Genomic DNA, 19,369 nt, shown 5'->3' with positions numbered 1-19,369 from the left:
GTGATTGATATCAGCCCGTCCGTGATGCAGTTCCTCCTGGCGTTCGTCGTGGCCGCACCGCTCCTGGGCGCCCTCGCCGCCCTCCTGCCGGCCCCGCCCGGACTCAAGGGCAAGAGCCCCGAACAGGCCGTGCTGCGCCACGGCGTGACCGTGACCGGCGTGATCCTCGCCGCGGCCGTCGCCCTCGCCCTGGGCTTCGACCGCGGCACCCCGGCCCGCTTCCAGGCGACCACGGACATCAGCTGGATCCCGGCGCTGGACGTCCGGATCCACCTCGGCGTCGACGGCATCTCGCTCCCCCTCCTCCTGATGACCGCGCTGCTGTTCTTCCTCTGCGCGCTCTACAGCTACTTCAAGTTCCCCGAAGGCCCCGCCCCGAAGGCCTTCGTCGCCCTGCTCCTCGTCCTCGAATCCGGCACCCTCGCGACCTTCGCCGTCCTCGACCTGCTGCTGTTCTTCCTCGCCTTCGAGATGGTCCTCATCCCGATGTACTTCCTCATCGCCCGCTGGGGCGGTGCTCAGAGGCAGGCCGCCGCCTGGAAGTTCATCCTCTACACGCTCCTGGGATCCGTGGTCATGCTCCTCGGACTGCTGCTCATCGGAGTGAACAGCGGCACCTTCGACATGGTGGCACTCGCCTCCGACAACGGCCGCGAACTGACCCACACCACCCAGCTCCTGGCCGTCCTCGCCATCGGCATCGGCCTCGCCGTGAAGACCCCGATGTGGCCGCTGCACAGCTGGCTGCCCGACGCCCACACCGCCGCCCCCACCGTCGGCTCCGTCCTGCTGGCCGGCGTCCTGCTGAAGATGGGCACGTACGGGTTCGTCCGCATCCTGCTCCCCGTCACCCCCGACGGCATGGCCACCTTCGCCCCCTACCTGGGCGCCTTCGCCGCCGTCGGCATCGTCTACGGGTCGCTCGCCTGCCTCTCGCTCGCCCGCAAGGGCAACAAGGGCGACCTCAAGCGCCTCATCGCGTACTCGTCCGTCGGCCACATGGGCTTCGTCCTCCTCGGCATCGCCTCCATGACCCCCACCGGCGTCAACGGCGCGCTGTTCGCGAACATCGCCCACGGCCTGATCACCGGCCTCCTGTTCTTCCTCGTCGGCGCCCTCAAGGACCGCTACGGCACCGCCGACCTCGACACCCTCGCCGGAGCCACCGGCGCCGCCCTCTACGGCCGCGCCCCCCGCCTCGGAGCCTTCCTCGCCTTCGCCGCCGTCGCCTCGCTCGGCCTGCCCGGCCTCGCCGGCTTCTGGGGCGAGATGCTGGCCCTGTTCGGCGCGTTCGAGCCGGCCCGGGGACTCTCCCGGCCCGCCTTCCTCACGTACATGGCCTTCGGCGCGTTCGGCACCCTGCTCACCGCCGCCTACCTGCTGATCGTCGTACGGCGCGTCTGCATGGGCGACCCCGCGGCCCGGCCGGAGCACCCGTCGGGCCCCGCGCTCGAACTCGCCGACATCCAGCGCCACGAGTTCGCCGCCTGGACCCCGCTCGTGGCCCTCACCGTCCTCGCCGGCCTGTGGCCCGCCGTCCTCCTCGGCCTCACCGACCCGGCCGTCCAGAAGCTCCTCGCAGGAGGCAACGCATGACGGCCCTGACGGCCTCCGTTCTGTCCGCTCCGTCGGCGGCCCCGGCCGCCGAGGCCGCGAGCCGCGTCCAGAGCGTCGACTGGCTCGCGATCACCCCCGTGGTCCTGACCGCCGCCGTCGCCCTGGTCGTGCTGGTCGCCGACCTCTTCGTACCGGAGCGGCGCAAGCCCCTCCTCGGCTGGGTCTCCGTCGCCGGCCTCGCCGCCGCGACCGCCGCCCTGCTGCCGCTGCGCGCCGGCGACCGCGCCACCTTCTGCCTCACCACCGACCCCGGCGCGTGCAGCTACACCGCCGACCACTTCGCGCTCGTCGTCCAGTTCCTCGTACTGGCCGGCGCCCTGGTCACCGCCCTGCTGTCGGTCACCACCGTCCGCGAGGCGCGCATGCCGGCCGGCGAGTACTGGTTCCTGCTGCTGTCCTCCGCCGCCGGCGCCGCGCTGCTGCCCGCCTCCCGCGACCTCGCCACCCTGATCGTCGCCCTCGAAGTCGCCTCGCTGCCCGCGTTCGCCCTCGTCGGCATGCGCCGCGGCGACCGCCTCTCCTCCGAGGCCGCCCTCAAGTTCTTCCTGTCCTCCGTCACCGCCACCGCCGTGTCGCTGATGGGCGTCAGCTTCGTCTACGCCGCCACCGGCACCCTGCACCTCGCGCAGGTCGCCGACCGGCTCGAGGACGTCCCCGGGCAGCTCGACACCCTCGCCATGGCCGGCGTCGCGCTCACCCTCGTCGGCTTCGCCTTCAAGACCGCCGCCGTCCCCTTCCACTTCTGGGTCCCGGACACCTACGTCGGCGCGCCGCTGCCCATCGCGGGCTACCTCTCCGTGATCGGCAAGGCCGTCGGCTTCACCGGCCTCATCCTCGTCACGGTGATCGCCTTCCCCGCCTACTCCGACGTGTGGGGCCCGGCCCTCGCCGTCCTCGCCGCGCTGACGATGACGCTCGGCAACGCCGCCGCCGTGCGCCAGAGCGCGGACCGGCCGAACAGCGCCGTCCGGCTGCTCGCCTGGTCCTCCGTCGGCCAGGCCGGCTACCTGCTCGTCCCGATCGCCGCCGCCGCGTACTCCGAGCGCGACCAGGTCGGCTCCACCATCGCCTACGCCCTCATGTACGCCGCCGTGAACCTCGGCGCCTTCGCCGTGGCCGCCCTGGTCGCCCGTACGAAGCCGCAGAACCGGATCAGCGACTACCGCGGCCTCTACGCGGAGCGCCCGGCCGCCGCCCTCGCGCTGGCCTTCTTCCTGCTCTGCCTGGCCGGACTGCCGCCGGGCCTCATCGGCCTCTTCGCCAAGGTCACCGTCTTCCGGTCCGCCGTGGACGCGGGCCTGGGCTGGCTGGCCGTGGTCATGGCGGTCAACGTCGTCATCGCCCTGTACTACTACCTGCGCTGGACGGCGCTGCTCTTCCGCGCCCCCGAGGCCCCCGCCGAAGGCGCCCGTACGAAGACCCCGTGGCCGGTCACCGCCGCCATCGCGGTCACCGCCGTCATCGCCGTGGTGCTGTCGGCCGCCCCGCAGCTGGTCCTGCGCTTCGCGTCGGGCGGCCTGTTCCCGCAGTAGCCCGCGGTGCCGCGGGCCGGTGCGCCCGTACGCCGTGACCCGTACGGCCCAACGCCCTCCGCGTCCCCGCCGCCCCGCCCTCCCGGGCGGCGGGGACGCCGCGCCCTGGGAACCAGACGCCCTCACCTCGCGTTGAGCCAGGAGGGAGGGTCCACTGGACCGTAGACCCTCAGATCCAGGACGGGGCTCCCCTGCCGCACCATTTGGAGGGCGTACCGTGCACCGCCGGCACAACGGGCTGAAGACCGCCGTACTCCTCGGCGGGCTGTCCGCACTCATCATCCTCATCGGAAGCTTCTTCGGGCGGGGCGGCCTCATCATCGCCGTCCTCGTCGCCCTGGGGACGAACGCGTACGCGTACTGGAACAGCGACAAGCTGGCTCTACGCGCGATGCGCGCCCGCCCCGTCAGCGAGTTCGAGGCCCCGCAGCTCTACCGCATGGTGCGCGAGCTCTCCACGTCCGCACGCCAGCCCATGCCGCGGCTCTACATCTCGCCGACCGAGGCGCCGAACGCGTTCGCCACCGGCCGCAATCCGCGCAACGCCGCGGTCTGCTGCACCGAGGGCATCCTGCGCATCCTCGACGAGCGCGAGCTGCGCGGGGTGATCGGCCACGAGCTGAGCCACGTCTACAACCGCGACATCCTGATCTCCTCCGTCGCCGGAGCGCTCGCCTCCGTGATCATGTTCCTGGTGAATTTCGCCTGGCTGATCCCGGTCGGCCGGTCCAATGACGACGAGGGGCCCGGCATCCTCGGCATGCTGCTGATCATGATTCTGGGCCCGCTGGCCGCCTCCGTGATCCAGCTGGCCATCAGCCGCTCGCGCGAGTACGAGGCGGACGCGTCGGGCGCCCAGCTCACCGGCGACCCGCTCGCCCTGGCCAGCGCCCTGCGCAAGCTGGACGCCGGCGTCAAGCAGCTCCCGCTGCCCCCCGAGCCCAGGCTGGAGACGGCGAGCCACATGATGATCGCCAACCCGTTCCGCCCGGGCCAGGGCCTTTCTAAAATGTTCTCGACGCACCCCCCGATGGCCGAGCGCATCGCCCGGCTCGAACAGATGGCAGGACGTAGCCGATGAAGACCATCCTCAACATCATTTGGCTCGTACTCAGCGGCATCTGGCTCTTCCTGGGCTACTGCCTCGCGGGCGTGATCCTCTGCATCACGATCATCGGCATCCCGTTCGGGATCGCGGCCTTCCGCATCGCCGTGTACGCCCTCTGGCCCTTCGGCTACACCACCGTCGAGCGCCATGACGCGGGCGCGGGATCCTGCGTCGGCAACGTCCTGTGGCTGGTCCTGGCGGGCTGGTGGCTGGCCCTCGGCCACATCGTCACCGGCATCGCCCTCTGCGTCACGATCATCGGCATCCCGTTCGGCATCGCCAACTTCAAGATGGTCCCGCTGTCCCTGCTCCCGCTGGGCCGTGAGATCGTCCCGACCGACGCCCCGTTCGCGTCCCGGTAGTGCCCCCTGCCGGCTCGGCCACGACCCTCTCGGTCATCGTGCCGATGTACAACGAGGAAGAGGCCCTCCCCGCCCTGGTGGGCCGCCTGCGCCCGGTCCTCGACGACACCGGCGTGCCCTACGAGGTCCTCGCCGTCGACGACGGCAGCACCGACCGGACCGCCGAACTCCTCGAGAAGTTCCGTACGGACTGGCCCGAGCTCCGCATCGTCCGGCTGCGCGGCAACTCCGGCCACCAGGCCGCCCTGCGCGCCGGACTGCACAGCTCGGTGGGGGCCTACGTGGCCAGCATCGACGCCGACCTCCAGGATCCGCCGGAAAAGATCCCGGAGATGCTGGACCTGGCCCGGTCCGAGAACCTCGACATCGTCTACGGCGTCCGCTCCGACCGGAGCACCGACACCGCCTTCAAGCGCCTCAGCGCCGGCGCCTACTACCGGCTGATGCGCCGCATGGTCGGCAAGCAGGTGCCCGCTCAGGCCGGTGACTTCCGGCTGCTCAGCCGCGAGGCCGTGGAGGCCCTCAAGTCCCTGCCGGACCAGCACCAGGTCTACCGGCTGCTGGTGCCCTGGCTCGGTTTCCCGAGCGGGCAGGTGACGTACCGGCGGGCCGAGCGGGTGGCGGGCGAGACCAAGTACCCGCTGAGCAAGATGATCCGCCTCGCCGTGGACGGCATCACCAACTTCTCGGCCGCGCCGCTGAGGCTGGCCACCTGGCTCGGCGTCATCAGCTTCGTCACCTGCTTCGTGATGATCGCCTGGACGCTGGTGGTCTACCTGCTCGGCAAGACCGTGCCCGGCTGGAGCTCGCTGTTCGTCGCCATGCTGTTCCTGGGCGGCGTGCAGCTGATCTGCGTGGGGCTGCTCGGCGAGTACATCGGCCGGATCTACACCGCCGTGCAGCGCCGGCCCACCTACTTCATCGGGTACGACTCGGCGCGCGAGGACGCGGGCAAGAGCGCGGGGGAGAACGGGAGCTGACGGCGGCTGACGGGGGATCATCGCAGGTCGGGGTGATTGTCAGTGGTGCGGGTCACGATGAATGCATGAACGGGACGGAGCAGTTGCCGGAGCGGGTCGCCCAACACGCGCGCGGCTTCGGGCCCGAGGGCGGCACTCCGGTCCCCGGGCGCCTGCCGGCCCCCGCGGACCGGGCGGTGGTGCGCCGGGCCGAGGGCGTACTCGGCTTCGCCCTGCCCCCGCTCCTGGCCGAGACGGGTCTGTGGCCGCAGCTCAGAGCGCGGCTCTGAGCCTGCCGCGCACCGCGTAGAGGGCGGCGCCCACGGCCAGTACCGCCGCCCCGGTGACCGCCGCCGTCGCCGGCAGCGCGCAGGCCAGTACGACACAGCCGGACAGTCCGACCGCTGCCACGGCCCGGCCCTTGAGACCTGAATCGAGAGTCCACGCGGAAGCGTTCGCGATCGCGTAGTAGGCCAGCACCCCGAAGGACGAGAAGCCGATCGCGCCCCGCAGATCGGTGGTCGCCGCGAGCACCGCGACCACCGCACCCACGGCGAGCTCCGCATGGTGCGGCACCTGGTGCCGCGGATGTACGGCGGCCAGCGCGCGGGGGAAATGGCCGTCCCGGGCCATCGCCAGGGTGGTCCGCGACACCCCGAGCACCAGGGCCAGCAGCGAGCCCAGCGCCGCCAGGGCGGCTCCGACGGCGACCACGGGGGCCAGTCCGGGCAGGCCGGCCGCCCGTACCGCGTCGGCCAGCGGGGCCGGCGAGGCCGCCAGTGCCCCGGCGCCCAGCACCGACAGCACCGCAACCGCCACCGCGGCGTACACGAGCAGGGCGATCCCCAGGGCGACCGGCACCGCCCGCGGGATCGTGCGCTCCGGCTCACGCACCTCCTCGCCCAGGGTGGTGATGCGGGCGTACCCCGCGAATGCGAAGAACAGCAGTCCGGCCGCCTGCAGCAGCCCGCCGGCTCCGCCGCCGCCCAGGCCGCCGAGCCGTCCGGCGTCCGCCCCGCCGGAGGTCAGGCACCCCACCACGACCGCGGCCAGCACGGCCAGCACCACCGCCACGATCACCCGGGCGATCCGGGCCGACTTCCGGACGCCGCCGTAGCCCGCGGCGGTCAGCGCCACCACCGCGGCGACGGCCACGGCGTGCTGCCGCCCGGGCCAGACGTACGCCCCCACGGTGAGCGCCATCGCCGCGCACGAGGCGGTCTTGCCGATGACGAAGCCCCAGCCGGCCAGATGTCCCCAGAACGGGCCGAGCCGCTCCCGCCCGTACACGTAGGTCCCGCCGGAAGCCGGATAACGGGCGGCCAGCCGCGCCGAGGAGTGCGCGTTGCAGTAGGCGATCAGGGCCGCCACCGCCAAGGCCGCGAGGAGCGCGCCCCCCGCGGGCCCCGCCGCGCCCGCCGCCGGGGCCAGCGCGGCGAAGATGCCCGCTCCGACCATGGCGCCGAGCCCGACGACGACGGCGTCGAAGACCCCCAGTGTGCGCTTCAGCTCGTTGTCCACGGGCCGGAGGGTAACCGCCCTAGATGACGCCCTCCCTGCCGGTCAGTGGCGTCCGGTTCTGTTCCCAGCCGTGCAGGGCCGTCAGGCAGGCGTGGTCCAGGTGGCGCAGCCCGCTCAGGTCGAGGCGCACGGGGTGCCCGGCCGGCAGCGCGTCCAGCTCGTCGAGCAGCTTCGGCAGCCGAAGGAAGCTGGCGCTCCCCATGACCTGGACGTGCAGCTCCCCGCCCTCCCACACCTCCTCGATGTGCACGTGGGAGGTCTCCCAGGCCGCCTTGACCACCGCGAGCCCCAGCCCGATCAGCACGCCCTCGAAGAGGTTCGTGGCCACGACGGCCCCGGCCGTCGTCACCAGCACCACCGCCTCGCCCCGGTGCGAGCGCCACAGGCCGGCGACGGCCCGGGCCGGCAGCAGTTTCCATCCGGCGTGCAGCAGCACCCCGGCCAGCGCGGCGAGCGGGACGATCCGGAGCAGCTGGGGGAGTGCGACGGCGAACAGCAGCAGCCAGCAGCCGTGCATGATCCGTGCGGCCCGGGTGCGGGCCCCGGCCTCCACGTTGGCCGCGCTGCGCACGATCACCGCGGTCATCGGCAGCGCGCCGAGCAGTCCGCAGACGGTGTTTCCGACGCCCTGCGCCACGAGCTCACGGTCGTAGTGGGTCCGCGGCCCGTCGTGCATCCGGTCGACGGCGGCCGCGCTGAACAGCGTCTCGGCGGAGGCGATCAGCGCCAGGGCGATCACGGTGCCGAGCGCCCCGGCGGAGGCCAGCATCCCGAAGTCGGCCCAGCGGGGCGGGGCGACGGCCCCCAGGACGCCCGTCACGGTCACCTTCTCGACGGGCAGCCGCAGCATCACCGACACGGCGGTGGCGGCCGCCACCCCGACCAGCGCGCCCGGTACGAGCCGCAGCCGGTCCGGCATCCGGCGCCAGGCCACGAGGACGGCGATGGTCCCGGCCCCCAGTGCCACGGCGGCCCAGTCGGCCTCCGCGGCGAGCGCCGGCACCGCGGCGAGCTTCTCCAGGGTCGCGCCGGGAGCCGGTACGCCGCCCAGGGCGTACAGCTGCCCCGCGATCAGCACGAGCCCGATCCCGGCGAGCATCCCGTGCACGACGGCGACGGAGATCGCCCGGAACCACCGTCCGAGCCGCAGCGCCCCCATGCACAGCTGCAGCACCCCGGCGGCCAGCACCAGGACCCCGAGCGCGCGGGCCCCGTGCGTGTGCACCGCCTCGTAGACCAGCACCGTGAGCCCGGCGGCCGGCCCGCTCACCTGGAGCGAGCTCCCCCGGAACCACCCGGTGACCAGCCCGCCCACCACGCCGGTCACGATCCCCAGCTCCGCGGGCACGCCGGAGGCGACGGCCACCCCCACGCAGAGCGGCAGCGCGACGAGCGCGACGACGACCGACGCCCCGAAGTCTTCGCGAAACGTTCCGACTCCGGGCATCCGTGACCCTCCCCTGTCCCGCGGCGATGAATACCGCCAGGTTGGCGGGTGCGCACGGGGTTGCCCAAGTGCTCATTGGGGGCCGGTGAGGCGCACGCGCCGCGTACGCCGGGCACATGATCCGTACGCCCCCGAGGACGGCCGCCGCCCCCGGAAAGCGCCGCGGCCCGGCGGTCCGGGAAGGACCGCCGGGCCGCCGGAGGGCAGAGGGGACCGCGATCAGCGGTAGTTCACGAACTGGATCGCGAAGTCGAGGTCCTTGCCCTTGAGGAGGGCCTGGATGGCCTGCAGGTCGTCACGGCTCTTGGAGCTGACGCGCAGCTCCTCGCCCTGGACCTGGGCCTTGACGCCCTTGGGACCCTCGTCCCGGATGATCTTCGCGACCTTCTTGGCGTTCTCCTGGGAGATGCCCTCCTCGATCGAGGCGAAGATCTTGTACTCCTTGCCGGACAGCTGCGGCTCGCCGGCGTCGAGCGCCTTCAGCGAGATGCCGCGCTTGACCAGCTTGGTCTCGAACACGTCGAGGACGGCCTTGACGCGCTCCTCGGAGTTCGCCTCCATCAGGATCTTCTCGCCGGACCAGGCGATGGTGGCGCCGGTGCCCTTGAAGTCGTAGCGCTGCGAGAGTTCCTTGGCGGCCTGGTTGAGGGCGTTGTCGACCTCCTGCCGCTCGACCTTCGAGACGATGTCGAAACTGGAGTCGGCCATGTGCTGTGGCTCCTTGAAGTCGGCTGTCATTGCCCCGGAGGGCGCGGCCGGACATGCCCGGACCGCTCGGCAAAGCCTAGCCACCGCACCCGCCCCGGGTGCTGATCAATCCGGTGGCGAAGCACCCCCGGGCATCAGGTATCGTTTACGTCGTTGCCAGGGAGCACCGCCGAGAGGCGGAAAAATGGCAGCGATCATGGCGGTGTGCCCGAGTGGCCAAAGGGAGCAGACTGTAAATCTGCCGGCTCAGCCTACCCAGGTTCGAACCCTGGCGCCGCCACGCGAGTGGAACCCCCGTTCATCTGCGGAAACGCAGCGAACGGGGGTTCTTTCGTTTTCGAACACGGACAGTCGACTGTCTCACTGTGTCTCGTTGACGCACGCTCTCTACCAGCGTCTGTGGACGGAGCGTGGACGGGAATCCGGGATCTGACCTGCGGTTTGCCCGTGTGGCTAGCTGCGGTCCAAACGCGCGGAGATCTTGGCGTTCGCCGCCTCCTCCCCGTCCTTCAGGAACTTGGCGTACACACGGAAGAGCACCGCCAGGCTGTGGCCAGCCCGCTCGGCGACGATCTGCGGTTCCACTCCCGCGCTCAGCCACGTTGACACCGCTGTGTGGCGAAGGTCATAGGGTCGCTTCGCGAGCTTGGAGGCCTGATCCTTCGGGCTGAGAACCCTGGACCTTGCCTCTGCCCAGACCTCCCCGTACCCGCTCTCCTGCACCATGCCGCCGCGAGCCGTACGGAAGAGCCGGCCGTCCGGCGCGATGCCGTGGACCGTGATGTGCCACCGCAGCAGCGACACGAGCTGAGGCGGGATCGGGACCTGCCGTACGGCGCTGCGCGGCCGGTGCTTGAGCCCCTTCCGATCGTGGGCCTCGCCCGAGTCCGTCCACGACCGGCCGGCACGCGGCCGGCTTTCCCGCAGCCACACCGTCCCCCACCCCCGCCGGGGCAAGTGGAAGTCCGTGGCCCGCAGTCCGACCGTTTCCCCGGGGCGCGCGGCGGCGTAGAGGATGCAGGCGAAGAAGGCCTCCAGGTGCCGCCCCCGCGGCCCCTGTGATCGCACCCCAGTCAGTAGCTGCTCGGCGAGCTCCGGACCGGGCACGCACGCGCGGTCCAGTTCATCGTCGACCTTCTCGGGAGCGGACCACTGGAGGGAATGGAGAGGGTTCTCCGAGAGCAACTCCGCGTCCACGGCGTACTCGAGCGCCTGGTGGAAGATGGCCCGCTTCCGGGTGATGACGGTCCCTGCGGACATCTTCCCGTCCAGCCTCTTGGTGCAGGCATTCAGCGCCTTCCGGGCAACCATCCGCTCGGAGAGCGCCGACACCGGAAGGGACTTCCGCTCGAACCATGCCAGTACGGACTTCACTTCGTCCGGCTGCTCCTCGTCCCACCGGCGCACATTGAACGCCCAGCTGTAGAGCACTCGCCGTGCGACGGCCGTGTCAGCCATGCCCTTCGTGTCCTTCACCAAGGCCATGGTGACCGTGGCCATTGCCTCGGCCAGCGTCTTCCGCGTAGTAGCGGGGGAGGGGTCCCACTTCAGCTCGATGTAGTTCCGGGCGTGCTGGTACCAAGGGATGTCCTTCTCCCGCTGGATCAGCGACCGGGGGAGCCCGCTATCGACGTCGAAGGGCTCTCCGGCGCGCGCGGCGGTGATCAGCTGCGCACGCCGACTCTCCGCGAGACCGAGGGTCAGGAACGACTCGGAGTGCGGCCGAATCCCTACCTGCCAACGGAGTTGGTACGGCTTGCGGTAGGGCCGCTTACGGATGGCCCACAGCTTGACCGTGTAGCTCCAGTCGGTCACGCGGCCTCCAGACTGTTATTGAAGGCGTCCAGAGCACTGCGGCGAACCCTCAGATGGCCGTTGGGAAGGCGGCGTGCCTCTGGGCCGTACCCGCGGTTTCGCCACCGGTACCAGGTGGCTCGGGTGATGCCGAGTTCGTCTAGTACTTCGGTCAGGGGCAGCCATTCGTCGACCGGCGGTCGCCGGTGTCGAGACGTAGCCAAGGTCCAACTCCTCATTGGTATCGATGGACTGCGGTACGGATGCCTCTCAGGAGGCGACGTCTGCCTCGGAAACCCCGGAAAGTACTGACAGAACTGACAGAACCTCGCCATCTAGTCCCTGACCTGGGGTTTTGCCCGGTTCAGGCCGCGTGACAAAACCTCAAAAAACTCTGACAGAACCTCGAAAACCTCAGTTCTGTCAGACCGGACGGCTCGCCCCCGCGGCGAGGTTTTTTGAGTTCTGTCAGAGTTTTCGGAGGTTTTGTCAGAGCTCCGAAAGTGCTCGTTTGTGCAGATCAGGCGGCTAGTCGGGAGGTTCTGTCAGTTCTGTCAGAGGTTTCGGGGGTTTTCAGGCGGCGGGGGTGATGCGGGGGTGGGTCTCGTAGCGGGGGGAGGGCGGCCGGCCGCCGCGTGTGGTGCGGGGCGGCGGGGGCTGCTGGCGGACCCAGCCGTGTTCCTCCAGGAGGTCCAGGGCGGGGTCGAGGTCGCCCATGGCGGCGAATTCGCTGCGGGGCATGGCCCGGAAGAGGTCGCGTTTGGTGAAGGCGGCGGTGCGGGTCTCGGCGAGGTGGGTCAGGACGGTGTGGGCGGCTTCCTGGGCGGGGTCGGCCTTCATGGCGTTGAAGACGTCGAGGGCGTGGGCGGTGAAGTAGTCCCCGAGGCGCGTCGCGGCCGCCAGCGTTGCGGCGGTGATGGGCCGGGTCCAGGCGTCCTCGGGGTGGGCGGCGAGGTGGAGGAGGCCTGCGATGCGGGCGACGGCGCCGTCGCGCTTGCTGGCCCAGTTCACGATGGGCGCGAGGCTCCCGTCCTTGCGCAGGCGGGATTCGGTGACGCGCTGGTAGGAGAGGAGGACGGCGTCCGCCTCGGGAGTGAGGGTGAGTTCGGCGGGCTCGGTCCAGGCCGCGAGGGTCAGGGCCAGGCTCCCGAGCTTGCGAGCGTAGGTGTCGGCGGTGTCGGGGTTGAGGAGTTCGGGGGTGAGGTTGCGGTAGCCGACGAGGGATTCGGGCTTGGAGTAGAGGAACCGGGCGAGCAGACCACGCCCGTCGGCGCCCTTGATCTGCCCGATGGCGTCCAGGACCTCGGGCTGGATGGCCAGGCCCATGGTGATGGCGGGGTTCTCGATGTACTGGGGGTCTCTGGCCTGGCGGTTGACGCGGGCCATGTCGCCTGCGTGGCCCTTCAGGAAGATCCCCATGTTCGGGACGCCGGAGTACCGTCCGGCGATGATCTCGAAGATCTCGCCCTCCGGCGACAGGATCGAGATCCGCCCGTCCTGCTGGGCGAGGAGCGTGGTCAGGCTTTCCGCCGTGATGTCGTCCGCGACGAGCTGCGGCTCGACCGGGACGACAGCACGCTCGGCAGCCTCGGTGAGGGAGATGGCCTGGGCGGTCAGCCCGGCCAGCTTCTCGGCATCGGCATTGGCGGCCAGCTTTTCGGCCCTTTCAGCGGCTGCCTTCGCGATGCGGGCGGAGGCTGCGGCCTCGGTCCGCTGGGGCGCGGTGAGTTCGATGAGGGCTTTCTCGGCGGCGAGGAGGGGTTTGGTCATGAGGCCGAACACGGCGCTCTTGCGGTTGCCGGGCGGGAGAGCGACGGCGGTGTAGAGGTTGACGGGTTCGCTCCACTGCCCGCGCACGGTCACGGTGAGGCGTCCGCCGGCGGCGGTGCCGATGACGGCGAGAGCGAGACATCCGGCGAGGTCGACGGGCGTCTGCGTCTCCTCCGCGACCCCGGCTGTCATGGCGGCGAGCCAGTCGGGCAGGGCGTCCACGGGGAAGGCCGGGAGCGGCCCGCGCGGGTTGAGGGGGACGGGCTCGTCCCACCCGGGCCCGCCGAAGTCCTCCGGGGTCAACTGGTCGAACCCTTCCCACAGCTCAGGGTCGTGCGTGGTCATGCGGCTTCCCTTCGCGGGGTGAGACGGGGGCAAGTGATGCGGTGCTGTTCGTGGTCTGCGATCAGCGCGAGGGCCCGGGCCTGTCCGGCCGCGAAGATGTCCCGGCCGCACGAGCACCAGGAGCGCACGCTCGGGCTGGCGCCGTAGGAGGGCGGGGCGACGATGTGGAGCCAGGCCACCGGCCGGCGTCCGTCGTCGGCGAGCGGGTCAGGGAGAACAGATGAAGGGACGCCTTCGGCGACGACCTTCGGCGCCCCACCGCCGTCCGGGGCGGGGGCCGGTTCGGCGGGGCTGGTGTGGTGTGGGGTCATCGGGTACCTGCCAGGGCGTTGCGGGTGCTGCGGCGGATGCCGTCGCGGATGGTGGACGCCGTCCGGGACGCTGCCAGGCCCTTGGCGTGGGCGGCGGTGGTGAGCTTGTCGGTGACTTCCTGCTCCGAGACGGCTCCGGCGGCGACGAGGCGCCCGAGGGCGTACGCGGCCTTGTAGAGGGTGAGGTTGTGCTCGCCGTCGGGGGCGGCGGCCAGCTTGGCCAGCTCCCCATCCACGGCGGCACTCACGTACCGGTCCTTGCGCCCGATGCGGGCGCGCACCGTGGTCACGGACAGGGGGGCGGGTGCGGGCGGCGGGGTGAGGAGGTCAGAAAGCCACGTGGGGAGGGGGACCGGGTCCACCGCGTTGATGACCTCGTACGGCCGGCGGTGGACCACGCTTCCGGGGGCCACCACGTACCCGCCCCAGGCTCGCGTGTCGACCTTCCACCCCAGGCGCCCTGCGCTCCCACGCAGCCGCTTTCCCTCAGGGGCGGTGAAGTACAGGTGCAGCCCGCCGCGCCCGGTCCGCACCGTGTACGTGCCGGTGGGTACAGGGTGTCCCGCCCGCTCGCAGACGGCGGCAAACACCTCGATCCCGTCCCGGAACCCCGCCCACTGGCCGGTCGGCGGCTTGTCGGCGGGCTTGGGGAGGTCAAGGTCGATGACGAGGAGCCCGGCGGGGCCGGTGGCCAGACCGACGTTGTACGGCTTGTGCGTCCAGCAGTCGGCGATCCGGGCGCGGTCGGTCGTAGCCCGCTGCTCGGGGGTCAGATGTCCGCCCACGCATCGGCCGGTGGTGGGGCAGTGCTCTTCGGAGTGCCCCGCGGGCCGCTTGTCCCCGGGACGGAGCGGGAACACCGGCCAGCTTCGCGCGGCGGCCGTGAGAGCTGCGGCTAACAGGTTGGCGCTCATACGGCGTTGCCCCGGTCGTTGGGGTCTCGCCGGATGTCGGCGGTGTGGGTCATGCTGGAGTCCTCCAGTTCAGTTGGATGTGCTGGTTGACGAGGGCGGCCCCGCTTCATTGGCGTGAGAGGGGGCCGCCCTCGTGTGTTCAGTGGCGGGTGTGGTCGGTGGCGAGGTCGGTGAGCCGCTTGGCCTCGTCGGGGGCGACGTGGCGGTAGCGGATGCTGACCCGGCATCCGGGGTCCGGGCAGCGCACGGTGCGCATGCCGGTGAGGAGCGCGAGGGCGTCGGTGATGCGCTCGGGCAGGGGCTGGTTCACGCGGTGGCCTTTCGGCGGTTGAGGGTGTTCGTGGCCGGGCTGGACATGGGTGAGGGCGGCCCGGTCTGTGGTGAGAGGGGGCCGCCCTCGCTGTCTGGGTGGGTGGGGCGCTCAGCTGTCGGTCTGTCTGCGTACTTCGGCGATGAGGCGGAGGATTTCGTGGGCCAGGTCTTCGATCGTCTGGAGCTTCTCCTCGACCTCCGCGGGTGCGGTGAAGGAGAACGAGCGGCCGTCGCGACCGTGGTCCGGTCTGGGGTTGGTGAACGAGAACGACACGGGCGGCTCCGGCCTCAGATGTTCGCCTGGTGGGCGCGCTGGATGGCGGCCTCCCAGACGCTGCGGACCTGCGGGCCGGTGTGGGCGTCGTTCCAGGCCGGGATCGCCTTCCAGTGGCTGCCGTGCTGGCGGCATGCCTCGTCCAGGAGGAGCTTCCCGGCGTCGCGGTAGGCCGAGTTGCGGGCGCCGGCGGCGGCGCGCAGGGCGCCGATGGAGCAGCGGGCGCCCTCGGGGTGGATCAGGCGGCCCTTGGCCCAGCCGTGGGTGTCGAGGAAGGCGAGCGCGTCGGTGAGGGTCTTCTCCACCCGTCCCGGCCGGTGCACCGGCCCTGCGGCGAGGATCACGGCTACCGGCGAGGGCGCGGCCGGGGCAGCGGGGGCGACCGGTTCCGGGGCGGGGTCGAGGAGCTGGAACGCCTTCGCGTACAGGTCGGGGTCGATGGGGGTGAACTGGGTTTCAGTGCGGTTCATGCAGCCCTCCACAGGCCGTTCTCGTTGGTGACCTCGCCCCGCTTCTTCAGCTCGGACAGGCGCGGCTTGATCTTGTTCGCGGACGTGCCCAGCTTTCGGGCGATGATCTCGACGGTCATGGGGATGGATCCCTCCCGCAGGAGTTCGAGGATTCTCGGCTTGATCAGCTCCTGTCCGTCCGAAGCAGGTGCCGGGTTGGCGGGGGCGGTCTGGGCCCGCTGCTGGGGCAGTGCGGCTGGGCCCTGCTCGGTCTTGGTGAGGAGATCGGTGAGGCTGCCGATCAGGTTCCTGCCCCGCTGATCGACCACCGGCGTGCGCGTGATCGCCTCCCGGTGCTGCCAGGCCTGGCAGTCCTCCACGGACACGGGAGGCTGGCCTCCGGCGAGGGAGGCGGGCGGGATGTCGAGGTGCAGGGAGCGGAACTGGACGGCTTGCGATCCGGGGGTGAGGAGGTAGCCGAGGCCGAAGGTGCCGTCCTCGGGGTTAGCGGCGGCCTCGGTGTCCAGGCCGCTCATGTCGCGGTCGGCGACCTTGGCGTACTGGCCGGGCCATGACGAGGGGATCATCGACAGGTCGATGCCCTCCGCGCCTTCGACCGCGTTCGCGCCGACGAGGGAGCCCTGGCCTTTGGCACAGCGCAGGAACACCGCGCCGCCGCCGATCAGGAGCTGCGAGCGGATGATCGAGGAGTTCCCGAGGTCTTCGGCCAGCGGCGTCTGGGTGGCCAGGACCACCCCGATGCCCCGCTTGAGGGACCGGCGAGTCATCTGCTCCACGATCGCCTTCGCCTCCGCGTGATACTGCGAGGAGACCGACAGCAGCATGTGCGCTTCATCGATGACGGTCAGGACCAACGGATCGGTGAAGGGGAAGGACGGGGAGCGGTAGCGGGCTTCGCGGTCGAGCATCAGGGCGTAGGCCAGCCGCAGGGCGCCCATCGCGTCGTCCAGGCCGTCCCCGCAGTACGCGGTCAGGCCCGCTCCGGCGATGGTGCCGGCCTGCGGGGAGGACAGGATCACCGCAATCCGGGATCGGTGGGCGGAGAGCAGAATCTGTTCCAGCACTCCAGACTTCCCGGAGCGGGATCCGCCGACCAGGTACAGATGACGGGCCCCGGACCCGGGCTGAGCCAGGGGCACGAGGGCGGCGTGGGTGTCGATGTACGTGCCCAGGCGGACATACCCGCGCGAGTCCATGGCCAATTCATCGACGACGGCGGAGAGCATCGTGCCGTGCATCAGCGCGTGCTCCTTCATCACGCGCACCCCCATCTGCGAGGGCTTGTCCGTAGGCGCCAGGGCGATCTGGATGGACGACAGGTCGAGGTTGCCCGCGAGGTCCTGGATGTTGACGGTCCCGATGGCCTTCCGCTCCCGCGTGGCGATCCCCTCCCAGTCCAGGGGGCCGTCGTAGCGGGTCAGGGTCAGGGTGGTCCCGGGCATCGCGCCGTCCGGGACGGCCACATGGGCGGCCCACAGCTCCTCCGGCGTAGACGGATCACCCGCCGAGATTCCCGGCTGCTCCGGCAGTTCCGGCGCCTTCCTGAGGTGGACCGTGACCGGGAGTGCGTTCGGCGCGTAGTGCTTGGGATCGCCCATCTCCACCTGCGAGACGGGGACCCGGTAGACGGAGGCGATGTCCGCCGCTTTCACCCTGACCTGCTGGCCCTGGGCCACCGTGATGACTCCGGAGAACGACACGTGCTCGTCCCCGACGTCGAGAGCCAGGTGCGCGAGGACGGCCCCGGGCTGGATGAGCTTGCGGCCCTCGGTCTGGGTCGGGCCGCAGATGAACTCCGTCCACCACGCCGTGATGACCTGCGCCTGCGAACTCTGCCCCTCCGCCGTCGTGACAGGGAGGACGGGGAGCCCGGCGCCGGTGTTGCGGTGATGCGCGAGGGCTGCCGCTCCGGCCGGCACGGCCAGGCCGAGAGCGAAGAGCGGGTTCATGCCGGTGGTGAGGATCTGGTGCGCGGCGATGCCGCATCCGCCGGCGGTGATCCCGCAGGCGATCAGGGAGCGCAGGGCCGGAGCGGAGACCCCTGCGGCCCACGCCCCCGCTCCGGCCGCTGCCGCGGCGAGGGCGGACCAGGGGCCGGCGGTCACCGATGCCAGCGCGAGTGCAGCGGGCGCGTACTGGATGAACTGTGCTCGGGTCGGCCCCATCAGTCCGGCTCCTTCCTACTGCTCGGCGTAGAACGCGGCTTCGGCCATCTCGACCGGGGAGGTGTCCACCGCGTCCGCGATGCCGCCGTGCTCGGACTCGGTGGTGGTCTTGGCGTCGTCGGCGGCCGCGGCCGCACTGTCCGCCGCCGCGGTGTAGGCGCTGGCGGCGTCCTTGGCGCCGGTCATGGTCAGGGAGGCGTCGGCGAACTCGGCGGTGGTGGCCGCGTCCACGGCCAGCGCCTTCATCGTCTCGGCGGCGTCCTGCATCTGCTCCGCGGTCTCATCGACCTCGGTGGTGAGCTGGGTGACGGTGTCGGCGTGGGAGTGGACCTGGTGGGTGAGCCAGGCGAGCTTGGTGCGCAGGGCCGCGTAGGTGACGGCGTCCTTCAACGATTCGGTGGCAGACATCCGGGCTCCTCGTCTATCGGGCGTTGTAGAAGTCGCGTTCGGCGGGCTTGGTCAGCGGCGAGTCGGCGACGGCGCGGAAGATCGGGCCGTGGCGTACCTCCGCGTTCGCGGACGCGGTGCGGCAGGCCTCTTCGCCGCCCTGGATCTGGTCGTGGAGCTTCTTTGCGGCGGCGGCCTGAAGGTCGAGCTGCTCCTTGAGGTGCTCGCACTTGCCGATCAGGTTCGCGCCGACGCCCTTCTCGGTGATCTCGGCGATCAGCACGTCACAGTCCGCGGCAAGCTGCGTGGACTCGTCGACGAGTTCCAGGCAGGTGTCGGTGCTCGCCTGGCACAGGTTGGCCGCGCCTTCGGCGAGGTCGATGACCTGGGTGAGGGTGATGACCTCCCCGCCGCTGTAGGTGCGGGTCTTGCCGGCGGCGGTGGTGACGTGGACGCCGTTGGCGTCCACGGTCGCGGTGTGCGGAACGGGCGGATTGGGCTGCATCGCGGGGTCCTTCCGAATCTGCTCGGGCAGTTTGATCGTGGGCGGCACAGGCACCGTGCCCGGCGCCGGAATCGTCGTGGCCGACGGCGAGGTCGAGGGCGCCGCAGTCGGCGGCGTCGGCGGATCCGTGGGCTTCGGCGGCACAGTCGGCTTCGGGGGCACGGTGGGCTGGGGCGGCACGGTCGCCCCAGTGGCGGGCGCCGATGGCCCCGCCGGGGCTGCCGAGGACGGCGAACCGGAAGGTTTGGTGACCGGCTTCTTCATGTAGGCGGACCGCCATCCATCGCGCAGGCCCCCGGCAAAGTGGGCGCCCGCCAGCAGCCCGTAATGCGCTTTCGCCGCCGCGTTGTAGGCGCCGTTCCGGAAGGTGTCCGGTGCCCTGGTCGGCGACCAATTGGATTTCGGTTTGGGCGGGGGCTTCTTCATGCCCGCCTTCTCGTAGGTGTCGTGGGTGTTGTTGACGCCGACGAGGTAGGAGATGGCGAGGAGAACGAGGATTTCCACGAGCCTCCCTACGTGACACTGTGTAGTTGTCGAGGGTTACCGGTTACCGGTTACAGCCCCTGCGGGCGCCGGTTCGGGCCGCACAGGGCGGTTCGAAGGGGTGTCTGTGAGCTGTAACCGGTAACCAGTAACCGGCATGGCTGATCGCTCAGCGTGACGTGCCGATGTTGCTGACGGTGCTGTTCGCGGTGTTGAAGACGGATTCGAGGGTGCTGCGGATCTCGTCACTGAACGGCGTGTAGGGCAGGAAGATCCCGGAGACGATCAGCATCAGGCAGATCGCCATCTGCTTTCCCTTGGTCTTCTTGAAGGTGAAGAACAGGGCCCAGCAGAACAGGGCCAGGGCGAAGAACTGGAGCGTCAT

21 protein-coding genes and 1 tRNA gene are annotated in these 19,369 nt (G+C 70.9%); 7 read left to right on the top strand and 15 right to left on the bottom strand.

Features of this window, described 5'->3' with window-relative positions:
• Nucleotides 1-24: 24 nt before the first annotated feature.
• From ACFY1T_RS03750 to ACFY1T_RS03725, 6 genes are all read left to right on the top strand, one after another.
• Nucleotides 25-1,596, top strand: coding sequence for a NuoM family protein (locus ACFY1T_RS03750; RefSeq protein WP_390786961.1), 1,572 nt, complete (start codon nucleotides 25-27; stop codon nucleotides 1,594-1,596).
• A complete protein-coding gene (locus tag ACFY1T_RS03745) occupies nucleotides 1,593-3,149 on the top strand; it encodes an NADH-quinone oxidoreductase subunit N (protein WP_390786788.1) in 1,557 nt (518 codons plus the stop codon). The genes ACFY1T_RS03750 and ACFY1T_RS03745 overlap by 4 nt, the downstream gene beginning before the upstream one ends.
• Before the next feature lie 217 nt (nucleotides 3,150-3,366).
• Nucleotides 3,367-4,230 carry a zinc metalloprotease HtpX gene (htpX, locus tag ACFY1T_RS03740; RefSeq protein WP_030870104.1) on the top strand — a complete coding sequence of 288 codons (864 nt, stop codon included), beginning with the start codon at nucleotides 3,367-3,369 and terminating at the stop codon, nucleotides 4,228-4,230.
• Nucleotides 4,227-4,619, top strand: coding sequence for a YccF domain-containing protein (locus tag ACFY1T_RS03735; RefSeq protein WP_390786787.1), 393 nt, complete (start codon nucleotides 4,227-4,229; stop codon nucleotides 4,617-4,619). Before htpX ends, ACFY1T_RS03735 begins: the two co-directional genes overlap by 4 nt.
• Nucleotides 4,620-4,657: 38 nt before the next feature.
• Complete coding sequence (locus tag ACFY1T_RS03730; protein WP_390786786.1) at nucleotides 4,658-5,599, top strand: glycosyltransferase family 2 protein; 942 nt, start codon at nucleotides 4,658-4,660, stop codon at nucleotides 5,597-5,599.
• Nucleotides 5,600-5,664: 65 nt separating this feature from the next.
• Entirely contained in the window at nucleotides 5,665-5,868 is a 204-nt protein-coding gene (locus ACFY1T_RS03725) for a hypothetical protein (RefSeq protein WP_390786785.1), read from the top strand.
• Here the strand turns inward: ACFY1T_RS03725 and ACFY1T_RS03720 are convergent.
• The 3 genes from ACFY1T_RS03720 to ACFY1T_RS03710 form a co-directional block, all read right to left on the bottom strand.
• Nucleotides 5,852-7,099, bottom strand: a complete 1,248-nt coding sequence (locus tag ACFY1T_RS03720) for an APC family permease (RefSeq protein ID WP_390786784.1) — start codon at nucleotides 7,097-7,099, stop codon at nucleotides 5,852-5,854. The genes ACFY1T_RS03725 and ACFY1T_RS03720 overlap by 17 nt on opposite strands.
• Before the next feature lie 19 nt (nucleotides 7,100-7,118).
• Nucleotides 7,119-8,546 (bottom strand): SulP family inorganic anion transporter, encoded by a 1,428-nt coding sequence (locus ACFY1T_RS03715; protein WP_390786783.1) that lies wholly within the window; start codon nucleotides 8,544-8,546, stop codon nucleotides 7,119-7,121.
• A 219-nt stretch (nucleotides 8,547-8,765) separates the two neighbouring features.
• Nucleotides 8,766-9,254, bottom strand: coding sequence for a YajQ family cyclic di-GMP-binding protein (locus ACFY1T_RS03710; RefSeq protein WP_030163016.1), 489 nt, complete (start codon nucleotides 9,252-9,254; stop codon nucleotides 8,766-8,768).
• Nucleotides 9,255-9,452: 198 nt separating this feature from the next.
• On the opposite strand from ACFY1T_RS03710, the gene ACFY1T_RS03705 reads away from it, so the two are divergent.
• A tRNA-Tyr gene (locus ACFY1T_RS03705) sits at nucleotides 9,453-9,534 on the top strand.
• A gap of 173 nt (nucleotides 9,535-9,707) precedes the next feature.
• Here the strand turns inward: ACFY1T_RS03705 and ACFY1T_RS03700 are convergent.
• The 12 genes from ACFY1T_RS03700 to ACFY1T_RS03645 form a co-directional block, all read right to left on the bottom strand.
• Nucleotides 9,708-11,069: a tyrosine-type recombinase/integrase gene (locus ACFY1T_RS03700; RefSeq protein ID WP_390786782.1), complete on the bottom strand. Its 1,362-nt coding sequence runs from the start codon at nucleotides 11,067-11,069 to the stop codon at nucleotides 9,708-9,710.
• Nucleotides 11,066-11,287, bottom strand: coding sequence for a helix-turn-helix transcriptional regulator (locus ACFY1T_RS03695; RefSeq protein WP_390786781.1), 222 nt, complete (start codon nucleotides 11,285-11,287; stop codon nucleotides 11,066-11,068). Before ACFY1T_RS03695 ends, ACFY1T_RS03700 begins: the two co-directional genes overlap by 4 nt.
• Before the next feature lie 334 nt (nucleotides 11,288-11,621).
• Nucleotides 11,622-13,163: a YfjI family protein gene (locus ACFY1T_RS03690; protein WP_390786780.1), complete on the bottom strand. Its 1,542-nt coding sequence runs from the start codon at nucleotides 13,161-13,163 to the stop codon at nucleotides 11,622-11,624.
• Nucleotides 13,160-13,474, bottom strand: a complete 315-nt coding sequence (locus ACFY1T_RS03685) for a hypothetical protein (protein WP_390786779.1) — start codon at nucleotides 13,472-13,474, stop codon at nucleotides 13,160-13,162. Before ACFY1T_RS03685 ends, ACFY1T_RS03690 begins: the two co-directional genes overlap by 4 nt.
• On the bottom strand, nucleotides 13,471-14,388 hold the full coding sequence (locus tag ACFY1T_RS03680; protein ID WP_390786778.1) for a bifunctional DNA primase/polymerase: 918 nt from the start codon (nucleotides 14,386-14,388) through the stop codon (nucleotides 13,471-13,473). Before ACFY1T_RS03680 ends, ACFY1T_RS03685 begins: the two co-directional genes overlap by 4 nt.
• Nucleotides 14,389-14,527: 139 nt before the next feature.
• Entirely contained in the window at nucleotides 14,528-14,698 is a 171-nt protein-coding gene (locus ACFY1T_RS03675; protein ID WP_390786777.1) for a hypothetical protein, read from the bottom strand.
• 111 nt (nucleotides 14,699-14,809) lie between these two features.
• Nucleotides 14,810-14,974 carry a hypothetical protein gene (locus tag ACFY1T_RS03670; protein WP_390786776.1) on the bottom strand — a complete coding sequence of 55 codons (165 nt, stop codon included), beginning with the start codon at nucleotides 14,972-14,974 and terminating at the stop codon, nucleotides 14,810-14,812.
• A gap of 14 nt (nucleotides 14,975-14,988) precedes the next feature.
• Entirely contained in the window at nucleotides 14,989-15,444 is a 456-nt protein-coding gene (locus ACFY1T_RS03665) for a hypothetical protein (RefSeq protein WP_390786775.1), read from the bottom strand.
• Nucleotides 15,441-17,609 carry a type IV secretory system conjugative DNA transfer family protein gene (locus ACFY1T_RS03660; RefSeq protein ID WP_390786774.1) on the bottom strand — a complete coding sequence of 723 codons (2,169 nt, stop codon included), beginning with the start codon at nucleotides 17,607-17,609 and terminating at the stop codon, nucleotides 15,441-15,443. Before ACFY1T_RS03660 ends, ACFY1T_RS03665 begins: the two co-directional genes overlap by 4 nt.
• A gap of 15 nt (nucleotides 17,610-17,624) precedes the next feature.
• Nucleotides 17,625-18,017: a hypothetical protein gene (locus ACFY1T_RS03655; RefSeq protein ID WP_390786773.1), complete on the bottom strand. Its 393-nt coding sequence runs from the start codon at nucleotides 18,015-18,017 to the stop codon at nucleotides 17,625-17,627.
• Between the two features lie 13 nt (nucleotides 18,018-18,030).
• Nucleotides 18,031-19,005, bottom strand: a complete 975-nt coding sequence (locus ACFY1T_RS03650) for a hypothetical protein (protein WP_390786772.1) — start codon at nucleotides 19,003-19,005, stop codon at nucleotides 18,031-18,033.
• Between the two features lie 148 nt (nucleotides 19,006-19,153).
• The gene (locus tag ACFY1T_RS03645) at nucleotides 19,154-19,369 is read right to left on the bottom strand and encodes a hypothetical protein (protein WP_234318040.1); all 216 of its coding nucleotides are present in this window, start codon (nucleotides 19,367-19,369) and stop codon (nucleotides 19,154-19,156) included.

Source organism: Streptomyces sp. NPDC001194 (assembly GCF_042896985.1).
In the GTDB taxonomy this organism is placed as follows: domain Bacteria; phylum Actinomycetota; class Actinomycetes; order Streptomycetales; family Streptomycetaceae; genus Streptomyces.
This window is presented reverse-complemented; position numbering and strand designations above follow the sequence as displayed.